The organism is Pseudomonas ovata (assembly GCF_003131185.1).
Taxonomy (GTDB): domain Bacteria; phylum Pseudomonadota; class Gammaproteobacteria; order Pseudomonadales; family Pseudomonadaceae; genus Aquipseudomonas; species Aquipseudomonas ovata.
In genome coordinates this window covers 89,005-106,644 of sequence record NZ_QFFU01000004.1, presented here as the reverse complement: position 1 = coordinate 106,644, position 17,640 = coordinate 89,005, and the positions used below count along the sequence as shown (strand labels likewise).

At 63.6% G+C, this 17,640-nt stretch carries 13 protein-coding genes; 2 read left to right on the top strand and 11 right to left on the bottom strand.

Annotated features, from left to right (window positions below; all coding sequences use genetic code 11):
• Positions 1-48: 48 nt before the first annotated feature.
• The 10 genes from DGA31_RS07465 to DGA31_RS07420 form a co-directional block, all read right to left on the bottom strand.
• Positions 49-663, bottom strand: coding sequence for a TetR/AcrR family transcriptional regulator (locus tag DGA31_RS07465; RefSeq protein WP_109512107.1), 615 nt, complete (start codon positions 661-663; stop codon positions 49-51).
• Positions 664-714: 51 nt separating this feature from the next.
• Complete coding sequence (phaC, locus tag DGA31_RS07460) at positions 715-2,400, bottom strand: class II poly(R)-hydroxyalkanoic acid synthase (protein WP_109512106.1); 1,686 nt, start codon at positions 2,398-2,400, stop codon at positions 715-717.
• 147 nt (positions 2,401-2,547) lie between these two features.
• Entirely contained in the window at positions 2,548-3,402 is an 855-nt protein-coding gene (phaZ, locus tag DGA31_RS07455; protein ID WP_056841314.1) for a poly(3-hydroxyalkanoate) depolymerase, read from the bottom strand.
• 141 nt (positions 3,403-3,543) lie between these two features.
• Positions 3,544-5,223 (bottom strand): class II poly(R)-hydroxyalkanoic acid synthase, encoded by a 1,680-nt coding sequence (gene phaC / locus DGA31_RS07450; protein ID WP_056841315.1) that lies wholly within the window; start codon positions 5,221-5,223, stop codon positions 3,544-3,546.
• A gap of 331 nt (positions 5,224-5,554) precedes the next feature.
• Positions 5,555-5,932, bottom strand: a complete 378-nt coding sequence (locus DGA31_RS07445; RefSeq protein ID WP_056841316.1) for a gamma-butyrobetaine hydroxylase family protein — start codon at positions 5,930-5,932, stop codon at positions 5,555-5,557.
• 241 nt (positions 5,933-6,173) lie between these two features.
• Positions 6,174-7,511 (bottom strand): ATP-dependent protease ATPase subunit HslU, encoded by a 1,338-nt coding sequence (gene hslU / locus DGA31_RS07440; RefSeq protein ID WP_056841519.1) that lies wholly within the window; start codon positions 7,509-7,511, stop codon positions 6,174-6,176.
• 39 nt (positions 7,512-7,550) lie between these two features.
• Positions 7,551-8,081, bottom strand: coding sequence for an ATP-dependent protease subunit HslV (gene hslV / locus DGA31_RS07435; RefSeq protein WP_056841317.1), 531 nt, complete (start codon positions 8,079-8,081; stop codon positions 7,551-7,553).
• Positions 8,082-8,232: 151 nt separating this feature from the next.
• On the bottom strand, positions 8,233-8,949 hold the full coding sequence (locus DGA31_RS07430) for an SPOR domain-containing protein (RefSeq protein ID WP_109512104.1): 717 nt from the start codon (positions 8,947-8,949) through the stop codon (positions 8,233-8,235).
• A gap of 1 nt (position 8,950) precedes the next feature.
• Positions 8,951-10,687: an arginine--tRNA ligase gene (argS, locus tag DGA31_RS07425; RefSeq protein ID WP_056841319.1), complete on the bottom strand. Its 1,737-nt coding sequence runs from the start codon at positions 10,685-10,687 to the stop codon at positions 8,951-8,953.
• Between the two features lie 117 nt (positions 10,688-10,804).
• On the bottom strand, positions 10,805-13,024 hold the full coding sequence (locus DGA31_RS07420) for a primosomal protein N' (RefSeq protein WP_109512103.1): 2,220 nt from the start codon (positions 13,022-13,024) through the stop codon (positions 10,805-10,807).
• Between the two features lie 189 nt (positions 13,025-13,213).
• Here DGA31_RS07420 and rpmE point away from each other — a divergent pair, with 189 nt between their 5' ends.
• Together rpmE and DGA31_RS07410 are read left to right on the top strand one after the other, a co-directional pair.
• The gene (gene rpmE / locus DGA31_RS07415; protein WP_056841321.1) at positions 13,214-13,435 is read left to right on the top strand and encodes a 50S ribosomal protein L31; all 222 of its coding nucleotides are present in this window, start codon (positions 13,214-13,216) and stop codon (positions 13,433-13,435) included.
• Positions 13,436-13,719: 284 nt separating this feature from the next.
• Positions 13,720-14,988, top strand: a complete 1,269-nt coding sequence (locus tag DGA31_RS07410; protein ID WP_109512102.1) for a malic enzyme-like NAD(P)-binding protein — start codon at positions 13,720-13,722, stop codon at positions 14,986-14,988.
• A 103-nt stretch (positions 14,989-15,091) separates the two neighbouring features.
• On the opposite strand, the gene DGA31_RS07405 is transcribed toward DGA31_RS07410, so the two are convergent.
• Positions 15,092-17,530 carry a penicillin-binding protein 1A gene (locus tag DGA31_RS07405; protein WP_421957953.1) on the bottom strand — a complete coding sequence of 813 codons (2,439 nt, stop codon included), beginning with the start codon at positions 17,528-17,530 and terminating at the stop codon, positions 15,092-15,094.
• Positions 17,531-17,640: the final 110 nt, after the last annotated feature.

Genomic DNA, 17,640 nt, shown 5'->3' with positions numbered 1-17,640 from the left:
CCGATCGGCTCCGGCAGATCGGGCAGGCTTTGAACGGCCCTGTCCTGTTCAGCGCTCCAGGTAATGCAGGGCCAGTTGCTCCACGCTCTGGCGCGAGGGCGCGATCAGGTGCGGGGCGACCAGCATCATGATCTGGTAGACCACCACCCGTACCTCGCCTTCGCGGCCGAGGATGCGCTGGTAATCCAGCGAAAACAGCAACGTCAATGTCACCTGTTCGACCAGATGCCCCAGGGCCTGGGTGTCGCTGACCAGTTGCTCCCGGGATTTTAGGTGCGCCAGCAATGACGCCAGGGTGCGCTTGAGCACATTGAGCAGGTTGCGAATGCCACGCGCCAGCTTGGGCAGGCGCCCGGCCAGGTTCGACAGGTCCTGGAACAGAAAGCGGTAACAGGCCAGTCGCTCGACGATCAGGTGCAGGAACAGCCAGTAGTCCTCGGCATCCAGCCGCGCATGGGCCGGCGGGTCCAGCAGGGGCGCAAGCTCGGCCTGAAAGCGCTCGAACAGGTTCAGTACCAGCGGCTCCTTGCCGTGGAAGTGGTAGTACAGGTTGCCCGGGCTGATGCCCAGTTCATTGGCGATTTCCAGGGTCGAGACATTGGGCTCGCCGTGTCGATTGAACAGTTGCAGGGCACATTCGAGTATTCGGTCGCGGGTTTTCATCCAGTCCTCTTGCCGGGTGCATGGGCACAGGTGCCGGTGTCAGCCAGGTATTCAACGCACATGCACATAGGTGCCCGGCGCCGCCTCCATGGGCGGGTAAGCGTCATTGCCCAGGCTCATGCGGGTTTCATGCAGGGCGCCCGAGCGTGCCTGGATCCAGGCCAGCCAGGTCGGCCACCAACTGCCTTGCTGGACCTTGGCGTCGTAATACCAGGCGCGCGGGTCACTGCTGAGCTGGCTGCTCTCGACGAAGGTGGCCTTGGGGTTGCCCGGCGGGTTGAGAATGCTCTGCACATGACCGCTGCTGGACAGCACAAAACGTCGCTCGCCGCCCAGCAGCAGGGTCGAGCGATACACCGCATCCCAGGGCGTGATGTGGTCGTTGATGCCGGCAATGCTGAAACTGTCGACCGTGACCTTTTGCAGGTCGATGGGCGTGCCGCACACTTCGAGGCCGCCAGGATGCGTCAGCGGGTTGTGCTTGAAGAAATCCAGCAGGTCGCCGTGCAGGGCTGCCGGCAGGCGTGTGGTGTCGTTGTTCCAGTACAGAATGTCGAAGGCCGGCGGCGCCTTGCCCAGCAGGTAATTGTTGATCCAGTAGTTCCAGATCAGGTCGTTGGGCCGCATCCAGGCAAATACCCGGCCCATCTCGCTGCCTTCGAGCACGCCGCGCTGGTAGGAGCGGCGCTTGGCTGCCTCCAGCGCTTCTTCATCGATGAACAGCGTGGCCGGGCTTTCGATCTGGCTGTCGAGCAGGCTGACCATGTAGGTGGCGCTGGCCACCCGGCGTAGCTGGCGCTTGGCCTGCAGGTGGCCCTGCAGGGCGGCAATGGTCAGGCCGCCGGCGCAGGCGCCCAGCAGGTTGACCTCCCGGGCTCCGCTGATGGTCCGGCAGATGTTCAGGGCCTGTTCGGTGGCTTCGACGTAACTGGACAGTCCCCACTCGCGATGCCGTACATCCGGGTTGCGCCAACTGATGGCAAAGGTCTGCAAGCCGTTTTTCAAGGCGTATTGCACAAAGCTGTTGGTCGGGCTCAGGTCGAAGACATAAAACTTGTTGATTTGCGGCGGCACGATCAGGACGGGCCGGCTGTACTGCTTTTCGCTCATGGGCTTGTACTGGATAAGCTCCAGCAGTTCATTGCGAAACACCACTGCGCCCGGGGTGGTGGCCAGGGTGCGGCCGATCTCGAACGCATCCTTGGTGGTCTGGCTGGGCAGGCCATTGTTGTGCAGCAGGTCATTGGCCATGTGGCTCAGGCCCTTGATCAGGCTGGTGCCGCCGGAATTGAACAGCTCCTTGACCGCCATCGGGTTGAGCAGGGTGTTGGTCGGCGACAGTGCGTCGTTGATCAGGCTGAACAGAAAGTGCGCCCGGGCCCGGTCATCGCCGCTCAGGTCGCTTTCATCGATCCACTGCTTGAGCTGGTGCTGCCAGCTCAGGTACGCCTGCAGGCCGCGCCGGTACAGCGGGTTGAGGCTCCAGGTCGGGTCGTCGAAACGGCTGTCGCGCGGGTTGGGGCTGTGCGGCGTTTCGCCCAGGATGATCACCCGGCCCAACTGATTGCCCAGGGCCAGGGCGTGGCGGGCGCTGCGCAGCGGGTGCCGCCAGCTCTGGCTGGCGACATTGCGCAAGGTGGCAAGCAGGTCACGTCCGCGCAGGCCGGTGATGGCGCTCTGCGCGTTGATGTAGGTGGCCGGGAGGGTCTCGGCACGCTTCACGGGTTTTTCTCGCATCAGGCAACACTCCTTCGTCAAGCCATCAGTCACTACTCGGGCGCAGGTGTACTGCGTCGTTCTGCGCGGTTCGACGGTCCTGTCAGGGCGCACAGCAAGGTCAAGCGGATTTACAACGCAAGCGTTCCCGGCCGCTGGCGGCCAGGCTCAATGCGTGTTGGATGTGGGGTGCGGATGCATGACTGCACGCTGACGTTCCTGCTGCAGGAAACTCATGATGATGGGCGCCACGGCTTCGGCCCGGGTAATCAGGAACAAATGACCGTCATCAATTATGTGTAGCTGGGCATTGGGTATACGCCAGGCCAACAGGCGCATATTGACCAGGGGAATCAGCGGGTCGTCGTCGCCGGCCAGCACCAGGGTCGGCTGGCGGATCTTGTGCAGCCAGTGGATGCTGGTCCAGCCCATGCCGGCAAACAGTTGCCAGTAGTAACCCAGCTTGCCTGAAGAACGCACCTTGGCCGCATGACTGGCGGCCAGGTACGGGTCGCGGCGAAACGCCCCGCCGTAGATTTCCGGCGCGATGCGGATCACGTGCGAGGGCTGGATATAACGCCTCGGGCTGGCCATCAGCATCAGCACCCGGGGTTTGCCCGGGACCATGGCCATGCCCGCTGCTGTGGCCGCCAGCACCAGTTTCTTGCAGCGCTCGGGGTAGTCGTGGGCGAACTGCTGGGCCAGCGCCCCGCCCCAGGACACACCGATGGCATTGACCTGCCCGTAGTCCAGGTAATCGAGCATGCGCGCGGCCAGTCTGGCCAGCCCCGGAAAGCGGTACGGGCGCCTGGGTGTCGACGACCCGCCGACGCCCGGCACATCGAAGGCAATGACCTCCATGTCCGGGTCCAGGGCGTCGACGAACGGAAACACCAGCTCCAGGTTGGCCCCGATACCGTTGAAGATCAGCAGCGGCGTCATATGGCTTTTGCCGGGCCGTACGGCGGTGCGAATGGTGTGGCCGTCCAGGTCAATGGTACGAAATACAAACGGATGCGGCATGCCGGAGCCCTGTTGGTTAATACGCTGGAAAGCGGTCCTGTGCCTTTTCCAGAAAGACCGAGGCATGGCCTCTTGCATGATCAATTGCCCAGCGATCGCTGCCAGTACGTCCCTGATGCCCTGGCCGCACTGTCATACAGCTTAGCGTTCATGCACATAGGTGCCCGGTGAGGCCTCGGCGGCCGGGTAGGCCTTGTTGCCCAGGTTGGCCGGGGCTTTTTTCAGTGTTCCAGAGCGTTCGCCCAGCCAGGCCTGCCAGTGCAGCCACCAGGAATCGGTGTGCTTGGTGGCGTTTTCCTGCCAGACGGTCGGGTCGGCTGGCAGTTCGCTATTGGTCATGTAGCGCGCCTTGGGGTTGCCCGGCGGGTTGAGGATGCTCTGGATGTGGCCGCTGTTCGACAGCACGAACTCGGTCTTGCCGCCGAACAGGCGCGCCGATTTGTAGCACGACAGCCAGGGGGTGATGTGGTCGTTGGTGCCGGCCAGGCAGAACACGTCGTTGGTGACCTGCTTGAGGTCGATCGAAGTGCCGCACACTTCCAGGGCATTGGGACGGGTCAACGGGTTGTTCTTGAACATTTCGATCAGGTCGCCATGAAAGGCGGCCGGCAGGCGCGTGGTGTCGTTGTTCCAGAACAGGATGTCGAACGCTGGCGGCTCGTTGCCCAGCAGGTAGTTATTGACCCAATAGTTCCAGATCAGGTCGTTGGGACGCATCCAGGCGAACACCTTGGCCATGTCGCGGCCTTCGAGCACGCCAGACTGATAGGAATGGCGCTTGGCCGACTCCAGGGTCTGCTCGTCGACGAACAGCGCCACTTCGTTGTCCAGGGTGGTGTCGAGCACGCTGACCATCAGGGTCATGGCGTTGATCTTGCTCTCGCCCAGGGCCGCATAGTGGCCCAGCAGCGCGGTGCAGGTGATGCCGCCGGAACAGGCGCCGAGGATGTTGAGGTCCTTGCTGCCGGTGATGGCGCAGACCACATCCACCGCTTCCTTGAGCGCCTCGATGTAGGTCGACAGGCCCCACTCGCGCTGGGCCTTGGTCGGGTTGCGCCAACTGACGATGAAGGTCTGTACCTTGCTGTTCAGGCAAAAGCGCGCCAGGCTCTTTTCCGGGCTCAGGTCGAAGACATAGAACTTGTTGATCTGCGGCGGGATCACCAGCAACGGCCGCTGGTAGGTCTGCTCGGTAATGGGCTTGTACTGGATCAGCTCCAGCACCTCGTTGCGAAACACCACCGCGCCTTCGGTGATGCCCAGGTTCTTGCCGACCTCGAAGGCGTCCATGTTGACCTGGCTGGGCATGCCGCCGTTGTGCACCAGGTCCTTGGCCAGGTGCGACAGGCCGTCGAGCAGGCTCTTGCCACCGGTTTCGAAGAAGCGTTTGACCGCGGCCGGATTGGCGGCACTGTTGGTCGGCGCCATGGCCTCGGTCATCAGGTTGATGACGAAGTGGCCGCGGCTGATGTCCAGCGGGGTCAGGTGGCTGCCGTCGAGCCAGTCGTGCAGCTCCTTGCGCCAGGCCAGGTACACGCCCAGGTAGCGTCGGTACAGCGGGTTCTGGCTCCAGGCCGGGTCCTGGAAGCGGCGGTCGTCGCCGGCCGGCTGCAATTGCGAGCGGCCCAGCATCACGTTTTTCAGTTCAAGGCCCAGGTGCGCCACATGCTTGAGGCTGTGGATCGGGTGCCTGACCGCCAGGCGCATGACCATGCGTGCCGTGGTCAGTAAGTCCTTGCGACGCAGGCCTACCACCGGGTTCAGCCCCAGTGTGTGTTCAGACGCCTGGCGCGGCAATTCATCGTTGTTCTTGCTACTCATTTACGACGCTCCGTTGTCTTGAGGCTCGTGTGACCGATGATGGCGGGTTGGCCGATTCCCAAGGAATGCCCGATGGCACGAAGGCGTCTGAACTGCTGCGCTTGAGCCACGGTTGACTGGCATTGCCCATTTGCTGCTGCACCTGAACGATGCAGTTAACTTGCCAGAATCATTGGCTGCACGAGATTGCAAAAATATGGCAGGCAGCATCATGCACAGGCCGCTGCGCGGCACATTGAAACAAAACGAATTAGAAACCGCTTACTAAAACGGCAAGCGGTGGGAGGGAGGATAGCTGCTGTTTGTGAAGGTGCGAGGAGGGTGGATCAGTTCAGAGCATCAGGCGCACGATTTGCTCGTTCGGGTCGCGGCTCTTGCCGGCTTTTTTCAGTTCCTGCAGGTAGTCATCCCACAGGTCGGGCTGGCGCTGGCACAACTGGTACAGGTAGTCCCAGGTGAACAGGCCGCTGTCGTGACCGTCGTCGAAGGTCAGCTTCAAGGCGTACTGACCGGCGGCCTCGACCTTGCTCAGGCCGACGCCCAGCTTGCCGAATTGCAGGATCGGCTTGCCATGGCCCTGAACCTCGGCCGAAGGCGAATGCACACGCAGGAACTCGGCGGGCAAATCGTACTGCTCACCGGGTGCGTACGTGAGCGTCAGGGTTTTCGAGGCTTTGTGCAGCTCAATGGCAGTCGGTAGCTTGGTCATGGTCCGCACTATAACGTAGGCCGGTGGTGTAGGAGCGCGCTTGCCGGGATGCCGGACCACCGCGACCGAGTGCGCAGCGCTCGCAAAATTTGTGCAACGCCACAAACTCATAGTGAACGCATTCAGAAATCTGCGAAACGCCACAAATTTACGACTGCGACCCAGTCCGGGATCTATGAAACGCCAAAAATTTACGACTGCTAACGCAGCCGGTCGCGGGCAAGCGCGCTCCTACACACGATTACAGAATGTAGCGCGACAGGTCTTCGTCGTTGGCCAGTTCGCCCAGGTGGCTGTTGACGTAGTCGGTGTCGATGCTGATCGGTTGCGCATCCGGGCTGCCGGCCAGGTCGCCGGCGCTGAACGACACTTCCTCAAGCAGGCGCTCAAGCAGGGTGTGCAGGCGACGGGCACCGATGTTCTCGGTCTTTTCGTTGACCTGCCAGGCGATCTCGGCCAGACGCTTGATGCCGTCGGGCTTGAACTCGATGGCCAGGCCCTCGGTCTTGAGCAACTCGCGGTACTGCTCGGTCAGCGACGCGTGCGGCTCGCTCAGGATACGCTCGAAGTCCTGCGGCGACAGGGCCTTGAGTTCCACGCGGATCGGCAGGCGGCCTTGCAGCTCCGGCACCAGGTCGCTCGGCTTGCTCAGGTGGAAGGCACCGGAGGCAATGAACAGGATGTGGTCGGTCTTGACCATGCCCAGCTTGGTGTTGACCGTGCAGCCTTCGATCAGCGGCAGCAGGTCGCGCTGCACGCCTTCACGCGAGACATCGGCGCCGCCGACATTGCCGCGCTTGGCGACCTTGTCGATTTCGTCGATGAACACGATACCGTGCTGTTCGACCGCTTCCAGGGCCTTGGCCTTGAGCTCGTCGTCATTGACCAGGCGGCCGGCTTCTTCCTCGCGAACCATCTTCAGCGCGTCCTTGACCTTGAGCTTGCGCGCCTTGCGCCGGCCCTTGCCCATGTTGGCGAACAGGTTCTGCAACTGGCTGGTCATTTCTTCCATGCCCGGTGGCGCGGCAATGTCGACGCCCACGGTTTCGTTGACCTCGATCTCGATTTCCTTGTCGTCGAGCTGGCCTTCGCGCAGCCGCTTGCGAAACAGCTGGCGGGTATTGGAATCGCTGGTCGACACCGGTTCTTCGTTGAAACCGCTGCGTGCCGGTGGCAGCAGGGCATCGAGGATGCGGTCTTCGGCGGCGTCTTCGGCGCGATGACGCACCTTGACGATCTCCTGCTCGCGCAGCAGCTTCATGGCAGCATCGGCCAGATCACGGATGATCGACTCGACGTCGCGGCCCACATAGCCCACTTCAGTGAACTTGGTCGCCTCGACCTTGATGAACGGGGCATTGGCCAGCTTGGCCAGGCGCCGGGCGATTTCGGTCTTGCCGACGCCGGTCGGGCCGATCATCAGGATGTTCTTGGGCGTGACCTCGACGCGCAGCTCTTCGGGCAGTTGCATGCGCCGCCAGCGGTTACGCAGGGCGATGGCGACGGCGCGCTTGGCGTCGTCCTGGCCGATGATGTGGCGGTTGAGTTCGTGGACGATTTCGCGGGGAGTCATGGACATGGTGATCAACGGTCCTCAGGTCGAATAGCCGCAAGCGGCTTACTCGGCGAGGTCCTGCTCCTCAATGGTGATGTTGTGGTTGGTGAACACGCAGATGTCGCCCGCGATGTGCAATGCGGTCTCGGCGATCTCGCGTGCCGACAGGTCGGTCTTCTGCAACAGGGCGCGCGCAGCGGCCTGGGCGAAGGCACCGCCGGAACCCATGGCGATCAGGCCGTCCTCGGGTTCTACGACATCGCCGTTGCCAGTGATGATCAGGGAGGCGTCCTTGTTGGCGACCGCCAGCATGGCCTCAAGGCGGCTCAGGGAGCGGTCGGTGCGCCAGTCCTTGGCCAGCTCGACGGCGGCGCGGACCAGGTGCCCCTGGTGTTTTTCCAGTTGCGCTTCGAAGCGTTCGAACAGCGTGAAGGCGTCGGCGGTGGCGCCGGCAAAGCCTGCGATGACTTGACCGTGGTACAGGCGGCGTACTTTCTTGGCGTTGCCTTTCATCACGGTGTTGCCCAGGGAAACCTGGCCGTCACCGGCCATGACGACTTTGCCGTGGCGGCGGACTGAAACGATGGTGGTCAAGGGAAGAGTCTCCACGCAGCGGGGCGAAAATGCCCAATGGAGACAGATATGGGGATGGCGGAACCGATTTCAACCTTGGTTGATAAATGCCGCAGGACCGGCCGGGCGGCCGGTCCTGCGCGGGAAGGCCGCACAGCGGTGGTGCGGTCTGTCAGCGTTTCTGGCGCTGTTGCAGCAACAGGTTGCTGAAGCCGCCGCCCGACAGTTGCTTCTGGGCGATGGTCAACTGGTCACGGTTGCTGAACGGGCCGACCAGCACGCGGTACCAGGTTTCTTCCTTGACGGTTCCTGACTCCACGGTGGCAGCCTGGCCCAACAGGATGATCTGCGCACGGACCTTCTCGGCGTCGGCCTGCTTGCGGAACGAACCCGCCTGCAGGAAGAACTGCGTCACCGGCGCAGGCTTGGTCGGCGTGGCCGCGACCGGGGGCGCCGGTGGCGGGGTCATGCCACTCAGGGCGGCCTGGGCGCGGGCGGTGTCGATCTTCGCCGCCTGCTCGGCCGTCACCGGTGCCACCGGGGCGACAGGCGCAACGGCAGGCGCTGGCGGGGTCTTCTCCGGTACGGCTTCCTTGGGCACGATGACTTCCGATTCCGGCAGCAGCGTATAGAAGTCGTACTTGGGCTTGACCACCGCAGGGCTGGGCGGTGTCTTGTTCGCCTCGGCGATCTTGGCGGCGGCCTTGGCATCGGCCTTTTCACGCTTGATGTCGTCGCCGCCAGGCTCCAGTTTCATCAGAAAGACAATGAAGGCGCCGACCGTCAGGCCGACGGCCAGCCATACCCATCCTGGGATCGGCTTCTTCGCCGGTGCCTGATAACGGCTGGCACCACGCTTGGGAGCCGCTTTCTTTTTCGCAACTGCCAACTTACATGCGCTCCAGAGTGTCCAGGCCCAGCAAATCCAGGCCTTGCTTGAGAGTACGGCCGGTCAGCGCGGTCAGGCGCAGGCGGCTCTGTTGCTGATCGGGGGTTTCGGCCCCCAGGATCGGGCAGTTTTCGTAGAAGCTGGAAAACAGGCCCGCCAGATCATAGACATAGGCGCACAGGACGTGCGGCGTGCCTTTTTCGGCAACCGTGTTGAGAACCTCGCCGAACTGCGCCAGGCGTGCGGCCAGCTCCTGCTCCTGCGCGGCCTCCAGCACGATGCGGCCCTGGCTGGCGTCGAAGGGGGTGCCCAGCTTGCGGAACACCCCGGCAATGCGCGTGTAGGCGTACAGCAGGTACGGCGCGGTATTGCCCTCGAAGCTGATCATCTGGTCGAAGTTGAAGCTGTAGTCGCTGGTGCGGTGCTTGGACAGGTCGGCGTATTTCACCGCACTGATGCCCACGGCCTTGGCGATGCTGCGCAGCTCGGCCTCTTCCAGGGTCGGGTTCTTTTCCTTGACCAGGCTATAGGCGCGCGCTTCGGCCTCGTCGAGCAGGTCGATCAGCTTGACGGTGCCGCCGTCGCGGGTCTTGAACGGACGGCCGTCGGGGCCGTTCATGGTGCCGAAGCCCATGTGCTCCAGTTGCATGCCGGCATGAGTGAAGCCGGCGCGACGGGCCACTTCGAACACCTGCTGGAAGTGCAGGGCCTGGCGCTGGTCAACGAAGTACAGCACGCGGTCGGCGTGCAGCACCTTGCTGCGGTAGCGGATGGCGGCCAGGTCGGTGGTGGCGTACAGGTAGCCGCCACCGGCTTTCTGCACGATCACCGGCAGCGGGGTGTCGTCGGCGGTGCGGAATTCTTCGAGGAACACGCACTGGGCACCTTCGCTTTCGACCAGCAGACCGCTGCCTTTCAGGTCGCTGACCACATTGGCCAGGTCGTCGTTGTAGGCACTCTCGCCCTTGACGTCGGCCGGGGTCAGGTTGACGTTGAGGCGCTCGTAGGTCTTCTGGCAGTGCGACAGCGAGATGTCGTTGAACCGCTGCCACAGCGCCAGGCACTCGGCATCGCCGGCCTGCAGCTTGACCACCAGGCTGCGGGCGCGGTCGGCAAACTCGGGCGATTCGTCGAAGCGCTGCTTGGCGGCGCGGTAGAAATGCTCAAGGTCCGACAGCTCGTCGCTGGTGGTGGGCTTTTCCTGCAGGTAGGCCAGCAGCATGCCGAACTGGGTGCCCCAGTCGCCGACATGGTTCTGGCGGATCACGGTGTCGCCCAGCCAGGTCAGGACATTGGCCACCGCATCGCCAATGATGGTCGAGCGCAGGTGGCCGACGTGCATTTCCTTGGCCAGGTTAGGGGCCGACAGGTCGACCACCACGCGCTGGGCCGGGCCGCCGCGTTGTACGGATAACCGTTCGTCGGCCAGTGCCGCGTCGAGGCGTGCGGCCAGGGCCTGGGTGTTCTGGAAGAAGTTGAGAAAGCCGGGACCGGCAATCTCGACCTTGCTGACCTGAGCGTCGGCCGGCAGCGCGGCAATCAGTTTTTCGGCCAGGTCGCGCGGCTTCATGCCGGCCGGCTTGGCCAGCATCATGGCAATGTTGCTGGCGAAGTCGCCGTGGGTCTTGTCCCGGGCGTTCTCGACCTGGATCGCCGGCGTCAGCCCTGGCGGCAAGACGCCCTCGGTCTCGAGGCGGGTCAGGGCGTGTTGAATCAGCTGGCGGATCGTGTCTTTCATGGGGTTCTCTTCAACCGCAAGCGCGGTGGCGCCTGGATGCGCGGGTGGAAAAACTGCACATTATCCGTGGCCGGGGCGAGCTTGCCAACCTTGACGGCCATGGGTGTCGGTATCGCGTCAATACAGGTCGACCGGGTCGACATCCAGCGACCAGCGTACCTGACGGCCGCTGGGCAGCTGCTCGATGATCAGCAGCCAGGCGCTCAGCAGGCGGTGCAACGGTGCCCGGGCGCTGGCCTGCAGCAGCAGTTGCGCCCGGTAGCGGCCGGCGCGCCGTTCCATGGGAGCCGGGACCGGGCCCAGAAGTTCGATGCCGCCCTGGCCGAGTTGCTCCAGGAGGATGTCCGCCTCGGCGCAGGCCTCGTCCAGAAACTGCTCGGCCTGGCCCGGCTTGTGCGCTTCGGCCCGCAGCAGCGCCAGGTGCGCAAAGGGTGGCAGGCCCGCCGCCCGGCGCTCGCTCAGGGCCTGTTCGGCAAAGGCGAAGTAGCCCTGTTCGGTCAATTGGATCAGCAACGGATGGTCGGCCAGGTGGGTCTGGATGATCACCCGCCCGGGTTCTTCGGCGCGGCCGGCACGGCCGGCGACCTGCACGATCAACTGGGCCATGCGCTCGCTGGCGCGAAAGTCGCCGGAAAACAGCCCGCCATCGGCATCCAGGATCGACACCAGGGTCACCCGTGGAAAGTGGTGACCCTTGGCCAGCATCTGGGTGCCGACCAGAATGCACGGCTGGCCGCGCTGGATGGTGGCGAACAACTGGTTCATGGCGTCCTTGCGCGAGGTGCTGTCCCGGTCGACGCGCAGCACCGGAAAGTCCGGAAACAGAATCCCCAGGCGCTCTTCGGCGCGCTCGGTGCCCGCGCCGACCGGACGCAGGTCGACCTGTCCGCACGACGGGCACTGGCGCGGCACGCGCTCGACATGCCCGCAGTGATGGCAGCGCAGTTCGCCCGAGCGCTGGTGCACGGTCATGCGCGCATCGCAGCGCACGCAGCCCGACATCCAGCCGCAGTCATGGCACAACAGGGTCGGGGCAAAGCCGCGACGGTTGAGAAACACCAGCACCTGCTGGCCGGCGGCCAGGGTCTGGGCGATGGCCTGTTGCATCGGCCCGGAAATACCGCTGTCCAGCGGCCGACTCTTGACGTCCAGGCGCAGAAAGCGTGGTTGTTGGGCACCGCCGGCGCGCTGGGTCAGGCGCAGCAGGCCGTAGCGGCCGGTGTAGGCGTTGTGCAGGCTTTCCAGCGAGGGCGTGGCCGAGCCCAGCACGATCGGCACGTTTTCCTGGCGGGCGCGCACGATGGCCAGGTCGCGGGCGTGGTAGCGCAAGCCTTCCTGCTGTTTATAGGAACCATCATGTTCTTCGTCGATGATGATCAGGCCGGGGTTTTTCATCGGCGTGAACAGCGCCGAGCGCGTGCCGATGATGATGTCGGCATCGCCGTCGCGGGCCGCCAGCCAGTGGTCGAGGCGTTCGCGGTCGTTGACCGCCGAGTGCAGCAGGGCGATACGGGCATTGAAGCGCTGCTCGAAGCGCGCCAGGGTCTGCGGGCCCAGGTTGATTTCCGGGATCAGCACCAGCGCCTGCTTGCCGGCTTCGAGCACCTGGCGAATCAGTTGCAGGTAGACCTCGGTCTTGCCGCTGCCGGTCACCCCGGCCAGCAGAAAGGCATGAAAGCTGCCCAGGCCCGCCTGGATCGCCTCGCAGGCGGCACGTTGCTCGCTGTTGAGTGGCAGCTCGGGCTGGGCCAGCCAGTGCTCGTGGCGCGCGCCCGGCGCCTGGCTGCGCACTTCGACCTGCACCAGCTCCTTGGCCAGCAGCAGGTTGAGGCTGTCCTTGTTGAGCATCAGCTTGCTCAGCACCTGGTGGGCCACCCCGTGCGGGTGCTGGGCCAGGGTGGCCAGCGCCTCGCGCTGCTTGGGCGCGCGGGCGATGCGCGGGTCTTGCAGGCTGGCGCCGGGCGTCACCTGCCAGAAGCGCTCCTGGCGCGGTTCGGCCAGCTCGCCCTGGCGCAACAGCACCGGCAAGGCCCAGCTCAAGGTGTCACCCAGACTGTGCTGATAATACTGGGCCGTCCACAGGCACAGCTTGAACAGCGCAGGCGGCAGGGGCGTATGGCTGTCGAGCAGGGCAATGGCCGGTCGCAGTTTGTCGGCCGGCACCTCGCTGTGGTCGCAGACTTCGATCAGGATGCCGATCATTTCCCGGCGTCCGAACGGCACCCTCAGGCGCATGCCGGGTTGCAGTGCATGGCGCGGCACGCCGGCCGGGGCGCGGTAGTCGAACAGGCGACGCAGTGGCGAGGGCAGCGCAAGGCGCAAAATGACATCAGACACGCGGTGGCTTTCCCTGTAAGGCGAGCAGGATAACGAGCGGCGATCTTAGCAGACCCCTTGTCCGGGCAGACGACCGGCATGCGGGTGCATTTGCGTAATGGCAATTGTCTGGTAACATCCGCCGCCTATTTCGCGTGCGGTATCCGACAATAGTGTCGGGTGGCGGCTCGCAAGCCTGAGGAAGTTCCCATGAAAGCCGATATCCATCCAGTTTACGAGCCAATCGACGCCACCTGCAGCTGCGGTAACGTCATCAAGACCCGTTCCACTCTGACCAAGCCTCTGAGCCTGGACGTGTGCAACGAATGCCACCCGTTCTACACGGGCAAGCAGAAGACTCTGGACATCGGTGGTCGTGTTGACCGCTTCAAGTCCCGCTTTGGTGCTTTCGGCGCGCCGAAAACCAAGTAAGACAGGTTGCTGCGGGCTGCCCTTTCGGGCATCCCCAGGCTGCTGGAAAAAGGCGTCCCTCGTGGGCGCCTTTTTCGTTTCTGCGCTACGCTCTCCTGCGCCAGGCCTCACGCAAGCAGGCTGTTGTGTCTGCCTTTTGCACGGGTGCGACATTAAGTATCCCGTAATTGCAATCCAACCATCCGCCCCCTTGACAGCTGTGACTACCCAGTCTTGTTAGGATTCTGCATCTTGCGTATCCTCGGCGGTCCGTCTGTCCATAGAAAAAAGCGGAATCCTATAAAATGTCCGATCTGAAAACCGCTGCGCTCGAATACCATGCCAATCCTCGTCCAGGGAAGCTGAGTGTCGAGCTCACCAAGCCGACTGCCACTGCCCGTGACCTGTCCCTGGCCTATAGCCCGGGTGTTGCTGAACCGGTGCGTGAAATTGCCCGCGATCCTGAACTGGCCTACAAGTACACCGGCAAAGGCAATCTGGTAGCAGTCATTTCCGACGGTACCGCCATCCTGGGTCTGGGCGACCTGGGTCCTCTGGCCTCCAAGCCGGTCATGGAAGGCAAAGGGGTTCTGTTCAAGCGTTTCGCCGGCATCGACGTGTTCGATATCGAAGTCGACTCCGAAAGCCCGCAGGCCTTCATCGACACCGTCAAGCGCATCTCCATCACCTTCGGTGGCATCAACCTGGAAGATATCAAGGCACCTGAGTGCTTCGAGATCGAAAAGGCCCTGATCGAGCAGTGCGACATCCCGGTGTTCCACGATGACCAGCACGGCACCGCCATCGTGACCGCCGCCGGCATGATCAACGCCCTGGAAATCGTCGGCAAAAGCCTCGACACCGCAAAAATCGTCTGCCTGGGTGCCGGCGCTGCCGCCATCTCATGCATGAAGCTGCTGGTGAGCATGGGCGCGAAGATCGAAAACATTTTCATGATCGACCGCACCGGCGTTGTCCATTCCGGTCGTACCGACCTGAACCAGTACAAGGCCGTGTTCGCCCACGCCACTGAAAAGCGCACCCTGAGCGACGCGCTGGAAGGTGCCGATGTGTTCGTCGGCCTGTCCGGCCCGAACCTGCTGAGCGCCGAAAACCTCAAGCTGATGGCCAAGGACCCGATCGTGTTCGCCTGCTCGAACCCGGACCCGGAAATCGCCCCTGAACTGGCTCACGCCACGCGCAACGACGTGATCATGGCCACCGGCCGTTCGGACTACCCGAACCAAGTCAACAACGTCCTGGGCTTCCCGTTCATCTTCCGTGGTGCCCTGGACGTACGTGCCAAGCGCATCAACGAAGAGATGAAAATTGCCGCCGCCAACGCCCTGAGCGAACTGGCCAAGCTGCCTGTGCCTCAGGAAGTCTGCGACGCCTATGGCGGTATCGAGCTGAAGTACGGCCGCGAGTACATCATTCCGAAACCCCTGGACACCCGCCTGCTGGGCGTGATCTCGGAAGCGGTGGCCAAGGCGGCCATCGAGAGCGGCGTGGCGACCCTGCCGTATCCGAAGCACTACCCGCTCACCAGCGTTGACGAAGTCTTCAACGGTTAAACGCCGCGGCAAGACCCCATAAAAAACCCCGGCCAATTGGCCGGGGTTTTTTTATGGGGTAAATCATGGTGCAGTAGGAGCGACCAACGGTCGCCAATCCTGGTCAGAACAGGTCGATCGGTGCCGATTCATCGGCCGGCAACGGGCTGCCCGGTACGCTGCCGCCCAGTTCATTGACGCTCGGCGGCGTGTCTTCGCTCTTGAACAGCTCGAAGAACGCGTTGGGCGTGCTCGGGGTGGCGGCGCGGCCGCTGATCGGGTCGACCCGCAGGCTGAGGATGCCCGGCGGTTCGGCTTGCTGGTGCGGTGGCTTGTCCTTGAGCGCAGCGCTCATGTAGTCCATCCAGATCGGCAGCGACACCGTGCCACCGAACTCATGGCGACCCAGGCTTTCCGGTTGGTCGAAGCCACTCCACACCGTGGTCACGTAGTCGGCGTTGTAGCCGGAGAACCAGGCGTCCTTGGACTCGTTGGTGGTCCCGGTCTTGCCGGCGATGTCCGGGCGCTTCATCGACAGGGCGCGGCGGGCGGTGCCGCGCTTGATGACGTCCTGCAGCATGCTGTTGAGGATGTAAGTGGTGCGGCTGTCGACAATGCGCTCGGCCACTGCCGGTGCCTGCGGTTCGCCGCCTGCGCCTGTGCTGACCGGGCTCAGCGCCGGGGTGTCGTGCACGGCGAAGGTGGCCGTGTTCGGCGCGGCCTGGACTTCGTTGGCCGGCACGGTCGGCGGGTTGGCGGCAAACAGCACCTGGCTGTCGCGGTTCTCGATGCTCTGGATCAGGTAGGGCGTGATCTTGTAGCCGGCATTGGCGAAGGTGCCCCAGCCGGTGGCGATCTCCATTGGCGTCAGGGTCGCGGTGCCCAGGGCCAGCGACAGGTTGCGCGGCAAGTCCTGCTTGGCGAAGCCGAAGCGGGTGATGTAGTCGATGGAGGTGTCGATGCCCAGTTGCTGCATCAGGCGGATCGACACCAGGTTGCGCGACTTGTACAGCGCTTCGCGCAGGCGGATCGGCCCCAGGAAGGTGCCGTTGTCGTTCTTCGGTCGCCAGACCTTGTCGACGTATTCGTCGACGAACACGATCGGTGCGTCGTTGACCAGGCTGGAGGCGGTATAGCCGTTGTCCAGCGCAGCGCTGTACAGGAACGGCTTGAAGCTCGACCCCGGCTGACGCTTGGCCTGCATGGCGCGGTTGTAGTTGCTCTGCTCGAACGAGAAACCGCCGACCAGGGCGCGGATGGCCCCGTTGCGCGGATCAAGCGAGACCAGCGCACTCTGCGCGGCAGGCACCTGGGTGAACTTAAGGCTGCCGTCGTCGTTGCGCAGCACCCGGATCAGGTCGCCGACGTGGGCTACATCACCCGGCTGGCGCGGCGAGGCCCCCATGCTGTTGGTGTTCTGGTAAGGCCGGGCCCACTTCATGGTCGCCCACTCGACGGTTTCTTCCTTGTCGCCGTTGCGGGTCAGCACGCGCAGACCGGTCTTGTCGACCTGGGTCACGATGGCCGGCTCCAGGCCGTTGATCGGGCGCTGTTTGCCCAGCTCCTGGATCCAGGCGGCGCGAGTCACGCCCGGGAAGCGGCTTTCCGGCCCGCGGTAGCCATGGCGCTGGTCGTAGTCGATCAGGCCTTGGCGCACAGCGTTGTTGGCATGTTCCTGCAGGTCGCTGGGCACGGTCGTGGTCACCCGGAAGCCTTCGGTGTAGGCCTCGCTGCCATAGCGCCCGACCATCTCGGCACGGGCCATTTCTGCAATATACGGCGCGTACACTTCCGGGCTCTGGACGTGATAGCTGGCGTTCATCGGCTCGACAATCGCGGCCTGGTAGGCGGCCTGGTTGATCTTGCCCAGGTGGTACATGCGTCCCAGAATCCAGTCGCGGCGCTCTTTGGCGCGCACCGGGTTGGCCAGCGGGTTGAAGCGCGACGGCGCCTTGGGCAGGCCGGCGATGGTGGCCATCTGTGCAAGGCTGACGTCACGGATCGACTTGCCATAGTAGACTTGCGCGGCGGCCTCGATACCGTAGGCGCGGTTGCCCAGGTAGATCTTGTTGACGTACAGCTCCAGGATCTCGTCCTTGGTCAATTGCCGTTCGATCTGCAAAGCCAGGAGAATTTCGGTGGTCTTGCGCGAGAAGCTGCGCTCGCTGGTCAGGAAGAAGTTTTTCGCGACCTGCATGGTGATGGTGCTGCCGCCGGACTGGATATGCCCGCTCTTGACCAGTTCGCTGGCGGCGCGCATCAGGCCGGTGGGGTCGACGCCGTAATGGTTGGCGAAGTTGTCGTCCTCGGCGGCCAGCAGGGCGTTGATGAAGTCGGTGGGAATGTCGGCAAAGCGCACCGGGGTACGGCGCATTTCACCGAATTCGGCGATCAGCTTGCCGTCGCTGCTGTAGACCCGCAGCGGGATCTGCAACTGGATGCTGCGCAGCGCTTCTACCGAGGGCAGGTTGGGGCTCAGGTAGAGGAAGGCGCCGCTCAGGCCCAGCACGAGGGCGCAGATTACCGCGACAATGGACCACCAGAAAAACTTCAGCAGGCGTATCAAGGCTTTTGGATTTCCAGAAAAAGAATGGGTGAGGGCCCCGTCAGGCGCCGGCTTCAACAATTGAATACAGGTGTAAGCCTTTGGTGTTTAAAAAAGCGCCGGGCATT